This window comes from Actinomycetota bacterium, from assembly GCA_040905475.1.
Lineage (GTDB): Bacteria > Actinomycetota > AC-67 > AC-67 > AC-67 > DATFGK01.
Window position 1 is genome coordinate 14,542 of record JBBDRM010000088.1, and the last position, 15,460, is coordinate 30,001.

14 protein-coding genes are annotated in these 15,460 nt (G+C 67.5%); 10 read left to right on the plus strand and 4 right to left on the minus strand.

Going from position 1 to position 15,460, the window contains the following annotated elements; genetic code table 11:
* The first annotated feature begins 2 nt into the window (after nt 1–2).
* From WEB06_09745 to uppS, 3 genes are read left to right on the plus strand one after another with little or no spacing between them, the layout of a single operon-like run.
* Nucleotides 3–524, plus strand: coding sequence for a hypothetical protein (locus WEB06_09745; GenBank protein ID MEX2555903.1), 522 nt, complete (start codon nt 3–5; stop codon nt 522–524).
* Nucleotides 525–545: 21 nt separating this feature from the next.
* On the plus strand, nt 546–1,259 hold the full coding sequence (gene recO / locus WEB06_09750; protein MEX2555904.1) for a DNA repair protein RecO: 714 nt from the start codon (nt 546–548) through the stop codon (nt 1,257–1,259).
* A complete protein-coding gene (gene uppS / locus WEB06_09755) occupies nt 1,256–1,996 on the plus strand; it encodes a polyprenyl diphosphate synthase (GenBank protein MEX2555905.1) in 741 nt (246 codons plus the stop codon). Before recO ends, uppS begins: the two co-directional genes overlap by 4 nt.
* 138 nt (nt 1,997–2,134) lie before the next feature.
* Here uppS and WEB06_09760 read toward each other — a convergent pair whose 3' ends face one another.
* Nucleotides 2,135–2,923, minus strand: coding sequence for an isoprenyl transferase (locus WEB06_09760; GenBank protein MEX2555906.1), 789 nt, complete (start codon nt 2,921–2,923; stop codon nt 2,135–2,137).
* A gap of 69 nt (nt 2,924–2,992) precedes the next feature.
* On the opposite strand from WEB06_09760, the gene WEB06_09765 reads away from it, so the two are divergent.
* The 3 genes from WEB06_09765 to WEB06_09775 all read left to right on the plus strand — a co-directional run bounded on the left by WEB06_09765 (nt 2,993) and on the right by WEB06_09775 (nt 6,379).
* Nucleotides 2,993–4,336 carry a nodulation protein NfeD gene (locus WEB06_09765; protein ID MEX2555907.1) on the plus strand — a complete coding sequence of 448 codons (1,344 nt, stop codon included), beginning with the start codon at nt 2,993–2,995 and terminating at the stop codon, nt 4,334–4,336.
* 26 nt (nt 4,337–4,362) lie between these two features.
* Nucleotides 4,363–5,265: an SPFH domain-containing protein gene (locus WEB06_09770; GenBank protein MEX2555908.1), complete on the plus strand. Its 903-nt coding sequence runs from the start codon at nt 4,363–4,365 to the stop codon at nt 5,263–5,265.
* Nucleotides 5,266–5,572: 307 nt separating this feature from the next.
* Complete coding sequence (locus WEB06_09775; protein MEX2555909.1) at nt 5,573–6,379, plus strand: RIO1 family regulatory kinase/ATPase; 807 nt, start codon at nt 5,573–5,575, stop codon at nt 6,377–6,379.
* A 147-nt stretch (nt 6,380–6,526) separates the two neighbouring features.
* On the opposite strand, the gene WEB06_09780 is transcribed toward WEB06_09775, so the two are convergent.
* Nucleotides 6,527–6,907 carry a PPOX class F420-dependent oxidoreductase gene (locus tag WEB06_09780; protein MEX2555910.1) on the minus strand — a complete coding sequence of 127 codons (381 nt, stop codon included), beginning with the start codon at nt 6,905–6,907 and terminating at the stop codon, nt 6,527–6,529.
* A 65-nt stretch (nt 6,908–6,972) separates the two neighbouring features.
* On the opposite strand from WEB06_09780, the gene WEB06_09785 reads away from it, so the two are divergent.
* The 3 genes from WEB06_09785 (at nt 6,973) to WEB06_09795 (ending at nt 9,545) form a co-directional block, all read left to right on the plus strand.
* Nucleotides 6,973–7,395, plus strand: a complete 423-nt coding sequence (locus WEB06_09785; protein MEX2555911.1) for an NUDIX hydrolase — start codon at nt 6,973–6,975, stop codon at nt 7,393–7,395.
* A gap of 21 nt (nt 7,396–7,416) precedes the next feature.
* Complete coding sequence (locus WEB06_09790) at nt 7,417–8,793, plus strand: glycine--tRNA ligase (GenBank protein ID MEX2555912.1); 1,377 nt, start codon at nt 7,417–7,419, stop codon at nt 8,791–8,793.
* Between the two features lie 323 nt (nt 8,794–9,116).
* Nucleotides 9,117–9,545 (plus strand): PIN domain-containing protein, encoded by a 429-nt coding sequence (locus tag WEB06_09795; protein MEX2555913.1) that lies wholly within the window; start codon nt 9,117–9,119, stop codon nt 9,543–9,545.
* On the opposite strand, the gene WEB06_09800 is transcribed toward WEB06_09795, so the two are convergent.
* Together WEB06_09800 and WEB06_09805 are read right to left on the minus strand one after the other, a co-directional pair.
* Nucleotides 9,542–11,860 carry a TIM-barrel domain-containing protein gene (locus tag WEB06_09800; protein MEX2555914.1) on the minus strand — a complete coding sequence of 773 codons (2,319 nt, stop codon included), beginning with the start codon at nt 11,858–11,860 and terminating at the stop codon, nt 9,542–9,544. The genes WEB06_09795 and WEB06_09800 overlap by 4 nt on opposite strands.
* Nucleotides 11,861–11,899: 39 nt before the next feature.
* Nucleotides 11,900–13,084, minus strand: coding sequence for an MFS transporter (locus WEB06_09805; GenBank protein ID MEX2555915.1), 1,185 nt, complete (start codon nt 13,082–13,084; stop codon nt 11,900–11,902).
* Between the two features lie 71 nt (nt 13,085–13,155).
* Between WEB06_09805 and ppdK the strand changes: the two genes are divergently transcribed.
* The coding region (gene ppdK / locus WEB06_09810) for a pyruvate, phosphate dikinase (protein MEX2555916.1) at nt 13,156–15,460 on the plus strand (2,305 nt) is incomplete at its 3' end.

Consider the following 15,460-nt stretch of genomic DNA (forward strand, 5'->3'; position numbering starts at 1 on the left):
CAATGGCGCGCCGGCCGATCCCGTTCCGCATCCGCATCGCGCTCGCCGGACTGGCCGGACTGGGGCTCGCGTGGCTCATCCCCAAAGGGGGTGGGACGCCGGGCCCGATGCCGACGCCCACCGCGACCGACCGGCCCGGCGTGACCGCGTTGCAGGTTCCACTGGACCTGATCCCGGACGGTGTGTCGTTCCATGAAGCTGGCGAAGTCCGCGTGTTCTTGACCCGGTCGGGGAGCACGATCGTGGGGTTCCTCGGGGTCTCGACCGCATCGGGTACCGGGCCCCTGTGGTGGTGTCAGCGCAACTCCTCGTTCGAGGACGATGGCGGCGCCGTGCGCTACGACCGCGAGGGCCGCATCCTGCTCGGAACGGCACCGCGGGAGCTGGACCGCGTGCGGGTTCTGGTGACCGCAGACCGGGTGACGATCTTCCCCGACGACGTGATCCGCGGGATCACTCCGCAGAAGGCGTTACCGGGCGACCGGTTGCCTGCGCCCTGCTCGGCGTCCGAGCGGCTCGGCTAAGCGCGGCTAGAATCACTTTCGATGCCTCTCTATCCCGAGCAAGGGATCATTCTCAGAACGATGCGCCTCGGTGAGGCGGACCGCATCGTGACGCTCATGACGCAGGGCTCGGGCAAGGTTCGCGCCGTCGCGAAAGGCGTCCGCAAGACCAAATCGCGCTTCGGCGGCCGGCTCGAGCCGTTCACCCACGTCGACGTGCTGCTCTACCGGGGGCGCGAGCTCGACATCGTGACCCAGTGCGAGGTGATTTCGCCGTTCCGGGCGGTCCGCGAGGACTATTCGCGGTTCGCCGCGGGGGAGGCGATCCTCGAGGTAACCGACAAGGTTGCCGAGGAGCGCGAGCGCAACGTGCGCCAGTTCATGCTGCTGCTCGGCGCGCTTCGTGCGCTGGCCGGGGGAGAGGACCCGGCGACGGTGGTGGACGCGTTCCTGCTTCGAACCGTCTCACTCGCCGGGTTCCGTCCGCACCTTCGCGCGTGCGCCTCCTGCGGACGGCCGGGCCCCCACGATCGCTTCTCGATCGCGGCCGGTGGCCTGGTCTGCGAGACCTGCCGGAACGCGTCGGCCGTGCGCGTCCGCGAGTCGACCGTTCCGTACCTGACCCATCTGCTCGAAGAGGAGTGGACGTCGGCGGTGACCTCCGACGCCCGCCGGGAGGCCTCCGGGCTCGTCCGCGCGTACGTCGAGTACCACTTCGACCGGCCCCTCCGGGCCTGGGCGCACGTCCCACGGTGAGCCCTCGTAAGCGCGCTCTCGAAGGGATCGATCTCTCGAAGCTTCCCCGTCACGTCGCGATCGTCATGGACGGCAACGGCCGGTGGGCGAAGCAACGAGGCTTGCCGCGCACCGACGGGCATCGCGCCGGCGAGGACGCAGTCGCTCGGGCCGTGGACGCGACGCTCGAGCTCGGGATCTCGAACCTGACCCTGTACGCGTTCTCGACCGAGAACTGGCGTCGGCCGCCGTCCGAGGTTCGGTTCCTGCTCAACGACACCGAGCGTTTCGTGCGCCGCCGCCGGGACGAGTTCAACGCCAAGGGCGTGCGTATGCGCTGGATCGGGCGCCGCGAACGACGGATCCCGAAGCGGATCATGGATCAGATCGACGAGTCAATCGCTATGACCCGCGGCAACAAGCGCATGACGCTCACCGTCGCGTTCAACTACGGCGCGCGCGCCGAACTGGCCGACGCGGTCCGCGCGATCGCTTCCGATGCCGCCGCCGGCAAGATCGACCCCTCGCGGGTCACCGACCGCACGATCGCGAAGCATCTCTACGATCCCGAACTGCCTGACGTGGACTTGTTCATTCGAACGTCGGGGGAGCAGCGGATCTCGAACTACCTGCTGTGGCAGTCGGCGTACGCGGAGCTGGTGTTCCTCGAGGTGCTCTGGCCGGACTTCTCGCGCGAGCATCTCCTCGAGGCCGTGCGGAAGTACCAGAACCGCGGCCGCCGCTTCGGCGGCGTCTGAGCGAACACTCCTCCGCGCGTGCCTGACATGCCTGACATGCCTGACATGCCTGACATGGCAGGCGTGTCAGGCATGTCAGGCACCCCATAGGAGCATGCAGAGGGGCCGGTCGGGATCGCGGGTTTCGACTCGATCGTGCTACTTGCCGTAGCGGCGGGCGCGTTGCTGGTAGGCACGAACGGCACGCAGGAAGTCGATGCGACGGAAGTCGGGCCAGTACGGGTCGCAGAAGTAGAACTCGGAGTGCGCGCTCTGCCAGAGCAGGAACCCCGACAGGCGGACCTCGCCGGACGTGCGGATGATCAGATCCGGGTCCGGCAGCCCCGCGGTGTACAGGAAGCGCGCGATCTCATCCGGCGTGACCCGCTTCGCGGCTTCGTCGAGCTCGATCCCTTCCGCGGCGTAGGACTCCATCAGCCGGGCGATCGCGTCCGAGATCTCCTGACGGCCCCCGTATCCGACGGCGACGTTCAGGATCCGGACCGTGTGACCGGCCGACTCTTCTTGGGCTCGTTGAAGAACGTCTCGGGTGGTCTCCGGCAGCAGATCCTGCGCACCCAGCGCGCGGATCTTCCAGTCGTTGTCCGACGCGAGGGTCCGCACCTTGTCCTCGATGATCTCGAGCAGGTCGACGACCTCTTGCTCGTCGCGGGAGAGGTTCTCGGTGGACAGCAGCCACAGCGTGACGATCGGGATGTCCAGCTCGACGCACCAGGCGAGGAGCTCGTCGATCTTCTCGGCGCCGCGGCGGTGGCCCTCGGCGGTGTCCGTGTAGCCCATCGCCTTCGCCCAACGGCGGTTCCCGTCGAGGATGATCCCGACGTGGTGGGGGATCGGCCCGCCGCGGATCCACTGCTCCATCCGGCGGCCGTAGACGCGGATCGCGAGGTCGCGGGCGGGGCGTGGGATCAACGGGCGCTTGGGCACGGTCTGAGGGTACCACTGGGGTTATTCGGTGCAGGCCGGGCCCGGCGTCGTACACTCGATGGTACGGGGATGACGATATCCCGACGGTTGGGATGGACGGCCCTGGCAGCAGGTGCCTTGTTCCTGGCTATCCCGCCGGCCCTCGGAGCGCCCGTCGCCCAAGGCGGAGCGGTCGTCCGGCTCCTCGAGCAGATCGGAACGGTCGACCCCCTCACCGCCAAGTACTTCGAGCGCTCGATCAAAGCCGCCGGGGACGACGGAGCCGCCGCGATCGTCGTGCGGTTGGACACCCCCGGCGGGCTCGACTCGTCGATGCGCCGGATCATCCTGGCCATCCAGGGGTCCTCGGTTCCCGTGCTCTGCTGGGTCGGGCCCCCCGGCGCCCGCGCGGCCTCGGCCGGGGCCTTCATCCTGATCTCATGTCCGTTCGCGGCGATGGCCCCCGGCACGAACGTCGGCGCCGCGCATCCGGTCGGCATCACCGGGGACATCCTCGACGAGAAGGTCACGAACGACGCAGCCGCGTACATCCGCTCGCTCGCGCAACAACGCGGACGGAACGCCGACTGGGCGGAGCGCGCCGTGCGCGACTCGATCAGCGCCACGGCGGACGAGGCGCGCGATCTAGAGGTGATCGACCTCGTCGTGCCGACGATCCCGGACCTGCTGCGCCAGGCGAACGGGTTGACCATCCCGGTCGGCGGAAACCGAACGGCAACGCTCGACGCCACCGGCGCGGTGCTCGAGAAGGTCGGCTTGAGCGCGGGGGAGGCGCTGCTCCACCTGTTCATCGCTCCCGACATCGCATTCTTGTTCTTCGCCTTCGGGATCGCCGGCATCGTGTATGAGGTGCTCAACCCGGGGCTCAACGTCGCCGGCGTCGTCGGGCTGCTCATGCTCGTCGCAGCGTTCGTGATCCTCGGGATGCTCCCGGTGAACGTGGCCGGCCTGATCCTGATCGCGGCGGCGGTCGGCTTCTTCGTGCTCGATGCCGTGGTGGTCGGTCACGGATTACCGACCGTCGCGGGGATCATCTCGTTGGTGCTCGGCGGATTGTTCCTGTTCGACGCGAGCGTGGCGAACGCGCGAGTCTCCAAGGGGTTCCTGGTCGGAATCTCGATCGGGCTCGGCGGCTTCTTCTTCTTCATCGTCCGCGCGGCTCTGCAGACCCGCAAGCAGTTGCCGACCGCGGGACGAGAGTCGCTGATCGGCATGGTAGGGACCGTGCGCGCGACGCTCGATCCGAGAGGGATCGTGCACGCGCGGGGCGAGGAGTGGACCGCACGGTCGACGCCGGGCCCCATCGCCGCCGGAACAGAGATTCGCGTCACCGATATCGAGGGGCTGACGCTCGTGGTCGAGCCGGTTGGAGCCGGCTCCGAAGCGCAGCCCACTGAGGAGGGAGTTCGTTGAGCGCAGGGCTCGTCGCGCTAGCCGCAATCGCTTTCTTCATCCTGTTCATCTTCCTACCGCTGTCCGTGAAGATCGTCCGGGAGTACCAGCGCCTGGTCGTCTTCCGGCTCGGCCGGGTCATCGGGATCCGGGGGCCCGGCCTGGTGTTCCTCATCCCGATCATCGACCGTCCGGTCTGGGTGGACCAGCGCGAGTTCTTCCTCGAGATCCCGCGGCAAGACTCGATCACCAAAGACAACGCGCCGATCTCGATCGACTTCATCACGTTCTACAAGGTCATCGATCCGTCCGCCTCGGTCGTTCAGGTCCAGAATTTCGAGGGCGCAGCGACGAACCTGGCGGCGACGACGTTGCGTGCCGTGGTCGGCGACATGGCGCTCGACGACGTGCTGGCCAAGCGCGACGAGATCAACCATCTCCTCCGCGCCAAGCTCGACGAGACCACCGAGCGGTGGGGCGTGAAGGTCACCAACGTCGAAGTGCGCGAGATCATCCCGCCGCCGGGCGTGCAAGAGGCGATGACGCGTCAGATGTCGGCCGAGCGGAGCCGGCGCGCGATCGTGCTCGAGGCCGACGGTACGAAGCAGGCAGCGATCACCGTCGCGGAAGGGAACCAGCAGTCGGCGATCCTCGAGGCCGAGGGCGCGAAGCAGTCGAACGTCCTCCGGGCCGACGGCGAGCGCCAGGCCGCGATCCTGCGCGCGCAAGGCTTCGCCGAGGCGCTGACGGTCGTGTTCCGTGCCGCGAGCGGCGTGGACGCCAAGACGATGGGTATCCAGTACCTCGAGGCCCTGAAGGCGCTCGGCGCGTCGCCGTCGACGAAGTTCGTGCTTCCGCTCGAGCTCACCAACATCCTCCGCGGAGTGGGCGCGATGGCCGGTGAGGCGTTCCAGCCCGACGGCAACGACGGCAAAGCGGCAAAGTCGTGAAGGGATCCTTCGCGAAGGTCGTGATCATCAACGCTGCGATCGCGCTCGTGTCCTGGAAAGTCTTCGAATAACGGCGAAAACCCTTGCGCTGAGCCTCACGCTCGGGCATAGTGCTCGTGCGGTAACGGTGTGCCCGCGCTCGCGGGCCCGAGCGGAGGAGGTGGCGTCAATGGCAGAGATTGCCTTCGGCGTTACCCGCCGCGAGCCGGCCGCTTCCTAAGCGCAGACACTTCTTCGCTTCGACTCGCGTCTCCTCGTGGTGGGTTCATGCATCGATCCAACCCATCCATCCAGAGGAGGATCCGTCATGCGCTACGACTATCCATCCGGGCGGCCGTTACCGCCCGGGCTGATCACTGAGAACTACGTAGAGGACGTCGAGCTCACCCGCTTGAAGTCGGGCAAGGAAGCCGATGTGTTCGTCGTCGAGCGGCGTGGACCCGCGGGCTCGTGCCTGCTCGCTGCGAAGCGATACCGGCCGGCAGAGCATCGCGCGTTCAAGAATGACGCCGCGTATCGATCGCACCGGCGGATCGACGGGTTCGTGCGCGACACCGACGGCATGCGCCGTCGCAAGCAAGGAAGAAGCTTGCAGCTCGCTATGGACAAGAAGACGTCCTATGGTCGCCAGAGGCTGGAGGAGCGCTGGATCCAAGCGGAGTTCGACATGCTCGCCAGGGTCTGGGAAGCGGGCGCGCCGGTTCCGTATCCGGTCGAGCGCCTGTCAAACGGACTACTCATGGAGTACCTCGGCGACTACGAGGAGGCGGCGCCGCGTCTCGTCGACGCGCGTCCCTCGCGTGCGGACCTCGCCGATCTCTATGAGCAGACGAAGGACGCGCTGCGCGCTTTCGTTCGGGCCGGCGTCGTCCACGCCGACCTCTCGCCGTACAACATGCTCGTGTGGGAAGGCCGCATCTGGGTGATCGACCTTCCGCAGGCGGTCACGCTGCTGGAGAACTCGAGCGCCACCGACTTCATGCACCGCGACGTCTTCAATGTAGGAGCCTGGTTCCAGCGACGCGGGCTCGACATCGATCCCGAGGACCTGTTCGTGACGCTGGTGAACGAGGCCTTCGACCTGACGATGAAGGATATGTTCCGCGCCCAGTGAGGGGCGGTCATCCGCGCCGCTTTGCTCGTTCCTGGGGCGAGCGTGTCCTAGAACGTACGCTGCGCGAAGCTTTTGGGCCACGTTTCCAGCAAATGAGCTGATCCGGTCATCCCGAGTCAACGGCTTTTCGCGAGCATAGCGGAGCGCTCAGGAATAGGCGCGCTCGGGTGTGATCTCGAGCAGGATCCGCTGCTCGCGGACCATCGCGCGGTCGTAGTCGTCCCAGTCGGGGTGCTCGCCGCTGGCGAGTTTGTAGTACTCGCGGAGCCGGGCCGGCAGGTCGTCGGTCACGATCCGTGCGGTGCCGGCTATCGCGACCCACGGCCGGATGCCGAACGCCATCGTGACGCGAGGATCGCGTGCGATGTTGCGCGCCTTCACCGTGGTTCGCGGGGTTGAGACGAGCAGGCGGCCGTCCTTGACCGCGGCGAACACTGGGACGAGGTGCGGCGACCCATCGGCGTTGACGGTGCCGAGGATGCATCGCTTCGCTTCCTGCGCGAACGCGAGGGCTTCGTCGATGTCCACTGAGCGCAGTCTAGCCTGCGCCGAGACGTCTTCCGGCCCTGAGACGACCCGGATAGGCTGCCTGCGTGAGGAAACAGAAGAAAGAGATCGTGCAGGCCGCCGGCGGCATCGTCTACCGCCGCCGCCCCGACGGCGAGCTCGAGGTCGTGCTCGTGCACCGGCCGAGACACGACGATTGGTCGCTCCCGAAGGGCAAAGTGGAGCGCGGAGAGACGATCCACAAGGCGGCCGTGAGAGAGGTCGAGGAGGAGACCGGCCTCCGGGTGCAGAGAGGAACGGGTATCGCCCAGCTGAGCTACCGGAACGGAAACGGGCGGCCGAAGCACGTCGACTACTTCTACATGACGCCCGTCGGCGGCGAGCTCACGCCGAACGACGAGGTCGACGAGCTCCGCTGGGTAACGCTGGACGAGGCGCTGCGGTTGCTCACCTACGACCGGGATCGCGAGATGCTCGCCGCCGTATTGCCGAACGCGCCTCCGCTATGATTCCGCGCTGTGGGCGTCACGATGGAAACGATCGTCAATCTCTGCAAGCGGCGGGGGATCATCTTCCCGTCCTCGGAGATCTACGGCGGCCTGCGCTCGACCTGGGACTACGGCCCCGTCGGCGTCGAGCTCAAGCGCAACGTGAAGAACGCGTGGTGGAAGCACATGGTCCAGCTGCGCGACGACGTCGTCGGTCTCGACGCCGCAATCTTGATGGCCTCCCGTACGTGGGAGGCGTCGGGCCACGTCGAGACGTTCAGCGACCCGCTCGTCGAGTGCCTTAACTGCCACCAGCGGTTCCGCGCCGATCATCTGCCCGGCTTCCACGCGCCGCAGTCCGGGCACGAGGAGGGTCCCGAGGCGCAGACGATCGACATGGCCCCCGGTGGAAAGGGCTCGCGCTGCCCGAACTGTGGCAACGACACGTTCACCGACCCGCGCAACTTCAACCTGATGTTCAAAACCTATATGGGCCCGGTCGAGGACGACACCGCCTCGGTGTGGCTCCGTCCGGAGACGGCGCAGGGAATCTTCGTGAACTTCATGAACGTGCAGACGACCACGCGGAAGAAGATCCCGTTCGGCATCGCGCAGATCGGCAAGTCGTTCCGCAACGAGATCACGCCGGGCAACTTCGTCTACCGCACCCGCGAGTTCGAGCAGATGGAGATGGAGTTCTTCTGCAAGCCGGGCACCGACGAGGAGTGGCACGACGTCTGGATCAAGGAGCGCTTCTCCTGGTACACGCGCCTCGGGATGCGTGAGGAGAACCTCCGCCTGCGCGAGCACGAGAAGGACGAGCTGTCTCACTACTCGAAGCGCACGGTGGACATCGAGTACGCCTTCCCGTTCACCGATTGGGGCGAGCTCGAAGGGATCGCGAACCGCACCGACTTCGACCTCAAGCGCCACAGCGAGTTCTCGGGCGAGGATCTCTCGTTCTTCGACCAGGAGACCAACGAGCGCTACGTGCCGTACGTGATCGAGCCGGCCGCCGGCGCCGACCGCGCTACGCTCGCGTTCCTGATCGACGCGTACTCCGAGGAGGAGGCTCCGGCAGCGTCCGGGAAGTCCGAGAAGCGGACGGTGCTGCGGCTCCACAAGGATCTCGCGCCGATCAAGGTCGCGGTGCTGCCGCTGTCGCGCAACGAGAAGCTCGTGCCGTCGGCGCGCGAGGTGGCCGGGCCACTCCGCGAGCACTGGATGATCGACTACGACGACGCCGGCTCGATCGGGCGCCGCTACCGCCGCCAGGACGAGATCGGCACGCCGTACTGCGTGACGGTCGACTTCGACACGCTGGAGGACCGCGCCGTGACGATCCGCGATCGCGACTCGATGAAGCAGGATCGGATCCCGATCGCCGAGCTCGTCGACTACTTGCGCGAGCGGCTCTAGCAGCCAGCCGACGTGCTCGTCCGGATCATCGGACTGGACCTCGCCACGGATCTGCTATAGTCATACCGGAGGTATGACCGCCATGCCCGTAACCAAACGCACCGTCTCCCTTTCGACCGAGCTTGCGAAGCGGGTCGAGGATGTTGCCAAGAAGGAGAAGACCTCATTCTCCGGAGCGCTTGCTCTTCTCACCGAAGAGGCCTTACGGAAGAGGAAACGGTCATTCCGTTCCATCGGAGCCGGAGACAGCGGGCTCGGCGACCTATCGATCCGCCTTGAGGATTACCTCAGGCAGACGCTTCCAAAGGACTTCGAGCGTGAAGATGATCGTCGACGCGGCCCCGCTGGTGGCCGCGGTCGATCGCGCCGATAAGGCGCATCGACTTGCCGCGCACATAGTCCAGGCCGACGACTCGGAATTGCTGCTCCCCGACGCCGTGGTGGCAGAGGTAGATCATCTGCTGAGGACTCGGGTCTCGACCCATGCGGCCGGGGCGTTCCTCGAAGACGTTCGCTCGCAAGCCTTCCGCCGCGTTCCCTTCGGCCCCGACCTCTTCGACAGGGCCGTGGCCTACGACAGCCGTTACGTAGACCTCGGCATCGCTGATGCTTCGGTCATGGCGCTGGCTGAGGCGGAACGCGCGCCCATCCTGACCTTCGATTTCGCCGACTTCCGGGCGACGCGCCCGCTGCGTGGCGGCTTCTGGCGCCTGGTGATCGACGAAGGCGCATTCCGGCGGCTTATCGGCTAACAGCTTGCGGCGAAGCCCAGCATTCGTTCCTGCCCCGTCGCTTCTGAGAGGTGAACGAGTCCAGGCGCCTGTCCGACCTCGGCAAGGGTATCCACCTCCGCCGGCAACAGCGTCAGACAGGCTCCGGCGCGGACGAACAAAGGGATCTCCTCAAGCGGGGCATCGACGGTGATGACTTGGCCGCCGCTGATGGGTTCCGCTCCGGGGACCACATCGAAACGCCCGGTCGACTCGTCGTAGGCCACGGCGTCCCAGAAGTTCAGCCATTCGCCCGGGGGGAGGTACAGCGTTCGAGTCGTCGCGCCCTCGGTGATAACCGGCGCGACGAGCAGGTCGGGGCCGAAGAGGAACTCGTACTCCGCCTCTGCCGAGTACACGGCCGGGTCGTTCGGATAGGCGAGCGCGAGGTGCCGGGTGATCGGCATCCCCGTGTCCCGGTATTCCTGAGCGGCGGACCAGATGTACGGGAAGAGCTGCGTCCGGAGCTTGGCGAACTTCCGCCAGATCGGGCGGACGGCGTCGTCCCACACTTGCGCCCGGACCGAATCGTCGAATGGGCGCGGGTAACCGTTCGCTTGCGTGCGCATGATGCCGTTGAACGCTCCGAACTGGAGCCACCGGATCAAGAGATCCTCGCCGGTCTGGCCCTCGGTGAACAACGCGTGGAACCCTCCGATGTCGGTTCCCCAGTAGCCGATCCCCGACAGCCCCATGGATAGCGCCTGGCTGACGGCCGCACCGAGGCCGTCTGCCTTCGACCAATCCGTCGTCGGATCGCCGCCCCACACGACCCGGGCGTACGGCGCCGTTCCCGTGTAGCCGCAGCGCACGAACTGCGCGAAGTCGACGCCGCGCGCGACGCTCGTCAGCTCGTGGCTCGCGCGGTGATAGAGCGAGCAGTACTCGTTGTGCGCGGCGAGCCCGCTCCGCCCGTCGTCCATCACGGCGTCGGGCGGGACGTACTCGCCGAAGTCCTCCATCCACCCGTCGTACCCGTCCTCCAGCGCGTCCGAGATCAACCCCTGCCACCACACCGTCGCCTCCGGGTTCGTGAAGTCGACGACGGCCGACCACGGCGACTCCGGGTTGGCGTTCTGCGCGAGGTAGGGAACCGGATACGTGGTTCCCAGCGCAGTCTTCACGAAGTAGCCGTTGCGGTCTCCCTCGCGGTACGCGCCACCGGGATGGTTCTGGCAGACGAACGAGTTCACGTACGTGGTGATCATGTATCCCTGCGCGTGGTACGCGTCGACCTGGTCGCGCTGCGCCTGCCGGTCGGCGAGATGGGCTCCGCACGGGAGGTAGTGCGTGTAGGTCTGAGCGACCGTTACCGGCACGTCCCATGAGCGCCAGCCGGGGATCAGCTGCTCGCGGAGCTCGGCCGGCCCGGTGGGTTGGTACCACGGGCCGAAGAACCATGGGGCCGGATCGGGCTGCAAGCCGGTGGCGGCGCCGAACCTCCGCAGCGCGTTGACCGGCGTCGGCCCTGCAAAGACGCGGTAGCGGAAGGCCGGATCTTGGGTCTCGACGTTCCACGCGTCCGGCCGGTCCGTGCCGAGCCGGAAGCGATTCGGGTAGGTGGAGTCGAGAAGGAACCCGTACCCGCGGCTCGACACAAGCCACGGCATCGAGAAATTCGTCCCGGGGATCGGCGGCGGTCCCTGCCACCGCTCGCCGACGATCGGGTCGAGCTGCTCGTGGAACGCGCCGGCGGAGAACGGTCCCTCCTCGTTCCACGACTCCACCTCGCGGCCGGTCTGATCGGCTCCGTCGGAACGTTCGCCGAAGCCGAGGAACCGCTCGCCGGGTTCGGACGCGAACGACCAGCCGGTCGCCGACACCCCGGTCGTCCGGTCGAGCGTCGCGGCGACGGAGACGACCCCTTCTGCGTCCGGAGCCACGACGACCCGGAACCTGCGTCCGAGCGGGTCGTCCGTTTCTACGTCCAGCGTCAACGCGCCCGCGTCGAACTGAGAGCTCGTCACTTTGGTTGCGTGGAACCAGCGCAGCGGCACCACAGCGAAAACGCCGTAGCCGATCTCGGGCGGTTGCACCTGGGCGCGCACGTCGACCGCGAACGCAAGCGTCCCGTATCGAGCCGACGGATCGGTGGGGGAGGGCGAGCTCGCGGCGAGCCCGTCGAGCGCCGGGCCTCCTCCGGCCTGTTGGAACGAGATCCTGAACGGATCCAGCCCGACCACGGCCGTCATCGAGCCGGCCTCCACGACGAGCTCCGAGGGCGGGCTCGCTTTCACCGGCGCCGTCGCCGCCGCTCCGGCGAGGATCAGTGCGGCAACCGTGTGTCGGGAAGGCATGGGCTCGGGCTTCGACGCAGCAGCGGGCGAATCCTGCGGTCAGCCCCCCGGCGTCACCTCGATGGTCGCTTCCCGCACGCGCAGCCGAAGGAGCAGGAAGCCGGCCGCCGAGACCGCGGCCGACACGGCGAACGTACCTCGGTAGCCGATCGTGTGCGCCACCGGTCCGAGTGAGATCGCGCCCAGACCGAACGCCAGGTCGAAGAACGCGGAGTAGGTCCCGACGACGGCCCCGCGTTCCGAGGCAGGAGCGCCTCGTACCGCGAGCGTCATGAGAGCCGGGAACCCGAACGCCTGACCGATGCCGAACACGAACGCCCCGACGTAGAGCCCGGCCGGTGAGCCCCACGCGCTCATCACGATCATCCCGGCGGCGACGGTCGTCGTCGCGATCGTCGCGGCGCGCTTGGGCCCGAGGGCGTCGGGGATGCGCGCACCGAAGAAGCGGATGAGCAGGATCGTGAACGAGTAGGTGAAGAAGACGAAGCGCGATCCGTCCATCCCGAGCTCGAGGGCGTACAGGGAGACGAACGAGCTGAACGCGGCGAACGCCCAAACGGTCGAGGCCAGCACCAATCCCGGGAGAAGAGCGGCAGGGTGGACGAGCCTGGCGGACGCGGCGGTCGCAGCCCCTTCCGGACGCGCGTCTCGCACGCGAAGGGCGAGGAGCGACGCAACGAAGCCGAACGCGGCAGCGAGGGACCACACCAGGCCGAAGCGGCTTCCGTCGAGGAGGGTTTCGCCGAGGATCGGGCCGAACGAGATCCCAGCGTAGAGCGATAGCGTGAAGTAGGACACGGCCTCCCCGCGCCGCTCTTCCGGCGCGAGGTCGTTGATCGCGCTCGCGGCCCCGACGAAGAACATCGCTTCCCCGACGCCGGCGATCAGCCGGAACACCAAGAGGACCGCGATCGAATCGGCGAGGTGGTACGCGAGAACCGAGGCGGCCACGATGGCCGATCCCCCCACGATCAAGGGGCGGCGCGCGGGCGGGTCCCGGGGGGGGCCGACGAAAGGACGCATCAGCACTGCGGTCAAGCTGAAGATCCCCGCGGTCACCCCGACGGCGACGTCGCTGCCCCCGAGCGGACCTTCCACGAAGCGGGGCACGACGGGCAGCAGCATCCCCACGCAGAGGAAGTATCCGAGCGTCGAGAGCAGGACGAGCAGGAAGGGCCGGGTGACGAGTGTCTTCCGCCGCGCGCGCGCATCCCCCGAGGTCACGGGCGGGACTGTACGCAAGGCATGCGCGCTGTGCGAAACTGCTGTTCCAGGGCCATGGAAGGGTGATCGCCGTGCCGTCGAAGAAGAAGACCACCACCGGCAGGAAGAAGACGCCTCCGGGGAAGACGAAAACCCGCAAGTGGGTCTACGACTTCTCCGCGGGCAACAAGAACCTCAAGGATCTCCTCGGAGGGAAGGGCGCCAACCTCGCCGAGATGACGCGGCTTGGGCTGCCCGTGCCGCCGGGCTTCACGATCACCACGGAGGCCTGCAACGCCTACCGCAAGGGCGGCCGGACGTTCCCGCCGGGACTCACCGACCAGATCGCCAAACAGCTCCGCAAGCTCGAGGACCGGATGAGGCGCCGCCTCGGCGACCCGCACGACCCACTGCTGGTGTCGGTCCGCTCCGGAGCCAAGTTCTCGATGCCGGGGATGATGGACACGGTCCTAAACGTCGGGCTCAACGACGAGAGCGTCGAAGGGCTCGCCAAGCAGACCGGCGACGACCGGTTCGCGTGGGACTCGTACCGGCGGCTGTGCCAGATGTTCGGCAAGACCGTGATGGACGTCGACGGCGAGCGTTTCGAGCACGCGCTCGAGGAGGCCAAGCGCGCCGCCGGCACGCGGGAGGACACCGGCTTGAGCGCGGATCATCTCCGCGACCTGGTGACCGAGTTCCGCTCCATCATCCGCAAGGAGACCGGCCGCGAGTTCCCGCAGGATCCGATCGAGCAGTTGCATATGGCCGTTGAGGCGGTCTTCGGCTCGTGGGACAACAAGCGCGCCCAGGACTACCGCCGCAAGAACAAGATCTCCGACGACCTGGGGACGGCCGTGAACATCCAGACGATGGTGTTCGGGAACCGCGGCGAGGATTCGGGAACGGGCGTGGTGTTCACGCGCGACCCCGCGACCGGCGAGAAGGTCCCCACCGGTGACTACCTGTCGAACGCGCAAGGCGAAGACGTCGTGGCCGGCATCCGCAACACGCTCCCGGTCGAGGAGATGGCGGAGATCCAGCCCAAGGCGTGGGGCGAGCTGGTGAAGAACCTCAACAAGCTAGAGCGTCACTACAAGGACATGTGCGACGTCGAGTTCACCGTCGAGCAAGGCGTCTTGTGGATGCTCCAGACCCGCATCGGGAAGCGCACCGCGCAGGCGGAGTGGATCATCGCGTTCGACATGGTCGCCGAGAAGCTGGTGGCCGAGGCGACCGGCGTGCTGCGCCTCACCCCGAACCGGCTCGACGAGCTCTTCAAGCCCGTGATCGAGCGCGGCGCGCAGCAGAAAGCCAAGCCGATCGCGCGGGGTCTCGCGGCCTCGCCGGGCGCCGCCGTCGGTCAGGTCGTGTTCTCCGCCGACGACGCCCAGGAGTGGGCGCAAGAGGGCAAGAAGGTGATCCTGGTCCGCCGCGAGACGACGCCGGACGACTACCACGGCATGATCGCCGCCCAAGGGATCCTCACCTCGGCCGGTGGGACGAACTCGCACGCGGCCGTCGTTGCGCGCGGCGAAGGGATCCCGGCGGTGTGCGGCGCCGACGCGATCCGTATCGACCGCGAGGCGAAGCGGTTCACCGTCGGCGGCGCCACGGTGGAAGAGGGCGACTGGATCACGATCGACGGCACCGAGGGGACCGTCTACGCCGAACAGCTCCCACTCGAGCCGAGCCTCCTCGAACGGGCGCTCGACGGCGACGCCAAAGCCCGCGCGTCGAAGCTGTGGAAGGCGTACGAGCGTTTCATGGCTCGCGCGGACAAGGCGCGCCGGATGCGTGTGAGGGCGAACGCCGACACACCGGATCAGTCCACGAATGCGCGCCGCCGCGGCGCCGAGGGGATCGGCCTCTGCCGCACCGAGCACATGTTCCTCGGCGAGGAGCGCGTCGCGGCCGTCCGCCGGATGATCCTCGCTCACACCGCCGAGGACGAGCAGACCGCTTACGACGAGCTCCTGCCGCTCCAGCGCGAGGACTTCGTCGGGATCTTCCGCGCGATGGACGGCCTGCCCGTCACCGTGCGCCTGCTCGACCCGCCGCTGCACGAGTTCCTGCCGCACGAGCCCAAGGCCCAGGCCGAACTGGCGAAGACGCTGGGCCTCAGCCCCGCCAAGATCAAGCAGCGCGTCAGCGAACTGCACGAGATGAACCCGATGCTCGGCCACCGCGGCTGCCGCCTGGCGGTGACATACCCCGAGATCCTGGAGATGCAGGTACGCGCCATCGTCGAGGCCGCCATCGCCTGCCGTGCGAAGGGTATTCAGGCCAAGCCTGAGATCATGATCCCGCTCGTCGGCACCGCCGCCGAGGTGCGTCTGCTTCGCGAGCGGGCCGAGGTGGTCATCGCGGAAGTGAAGAAGGAAAAGAAATCGCGCG

Coding starts and splice junctions, on each gene's coding strand:
- WEB06_09800 (MEX2555914.1), bottom strand. CDS start 11,860: ATGCCTTCCCGACACACGGTTGCCGCACTGATCCTCGCCGGAGCGGCG.
- WEB06_09745 (MEX2555903.1), top strand. CDS start 3: ATGGCGCGCCGGCCGATCCCGTTCCGCATCCGCATCGCGCTCGCCGGA.
- recO (MEX2555904.1), top strand. CDS start 546: ATGCCTCTCTATCCCGAGCAAGGGATCATTCTCAGAACGATGCGCCTC.
- WEB06_09790 (MEX2555912.1), top strand. CDS start 7,417: ATGGAAACGATCGTCAATCTCTGCAAGCGGCGGGGGATCATCTTCCCG.
- WEB06_09795 (MEX2555913.1), top strand. CDS start 9,117: ATGATCGTCGACGCGGCCCCGCTGGTGGCCGCGGTCGATCGCGCCGAT.
- WEB06_09765 (MEX2555907.1), top strand. CDS start 2,993: ATGACGATATCCCGACGGTTGGGATGGACGGCCCTGGCAGCAGGTGCC.
- WEB06_09775 (MEX2555909.1), top strand. CDS start 5,573: ATGCGCTACGACTATCCATCCGGGCGGCCGTTACCGCCCGGGCTGATC.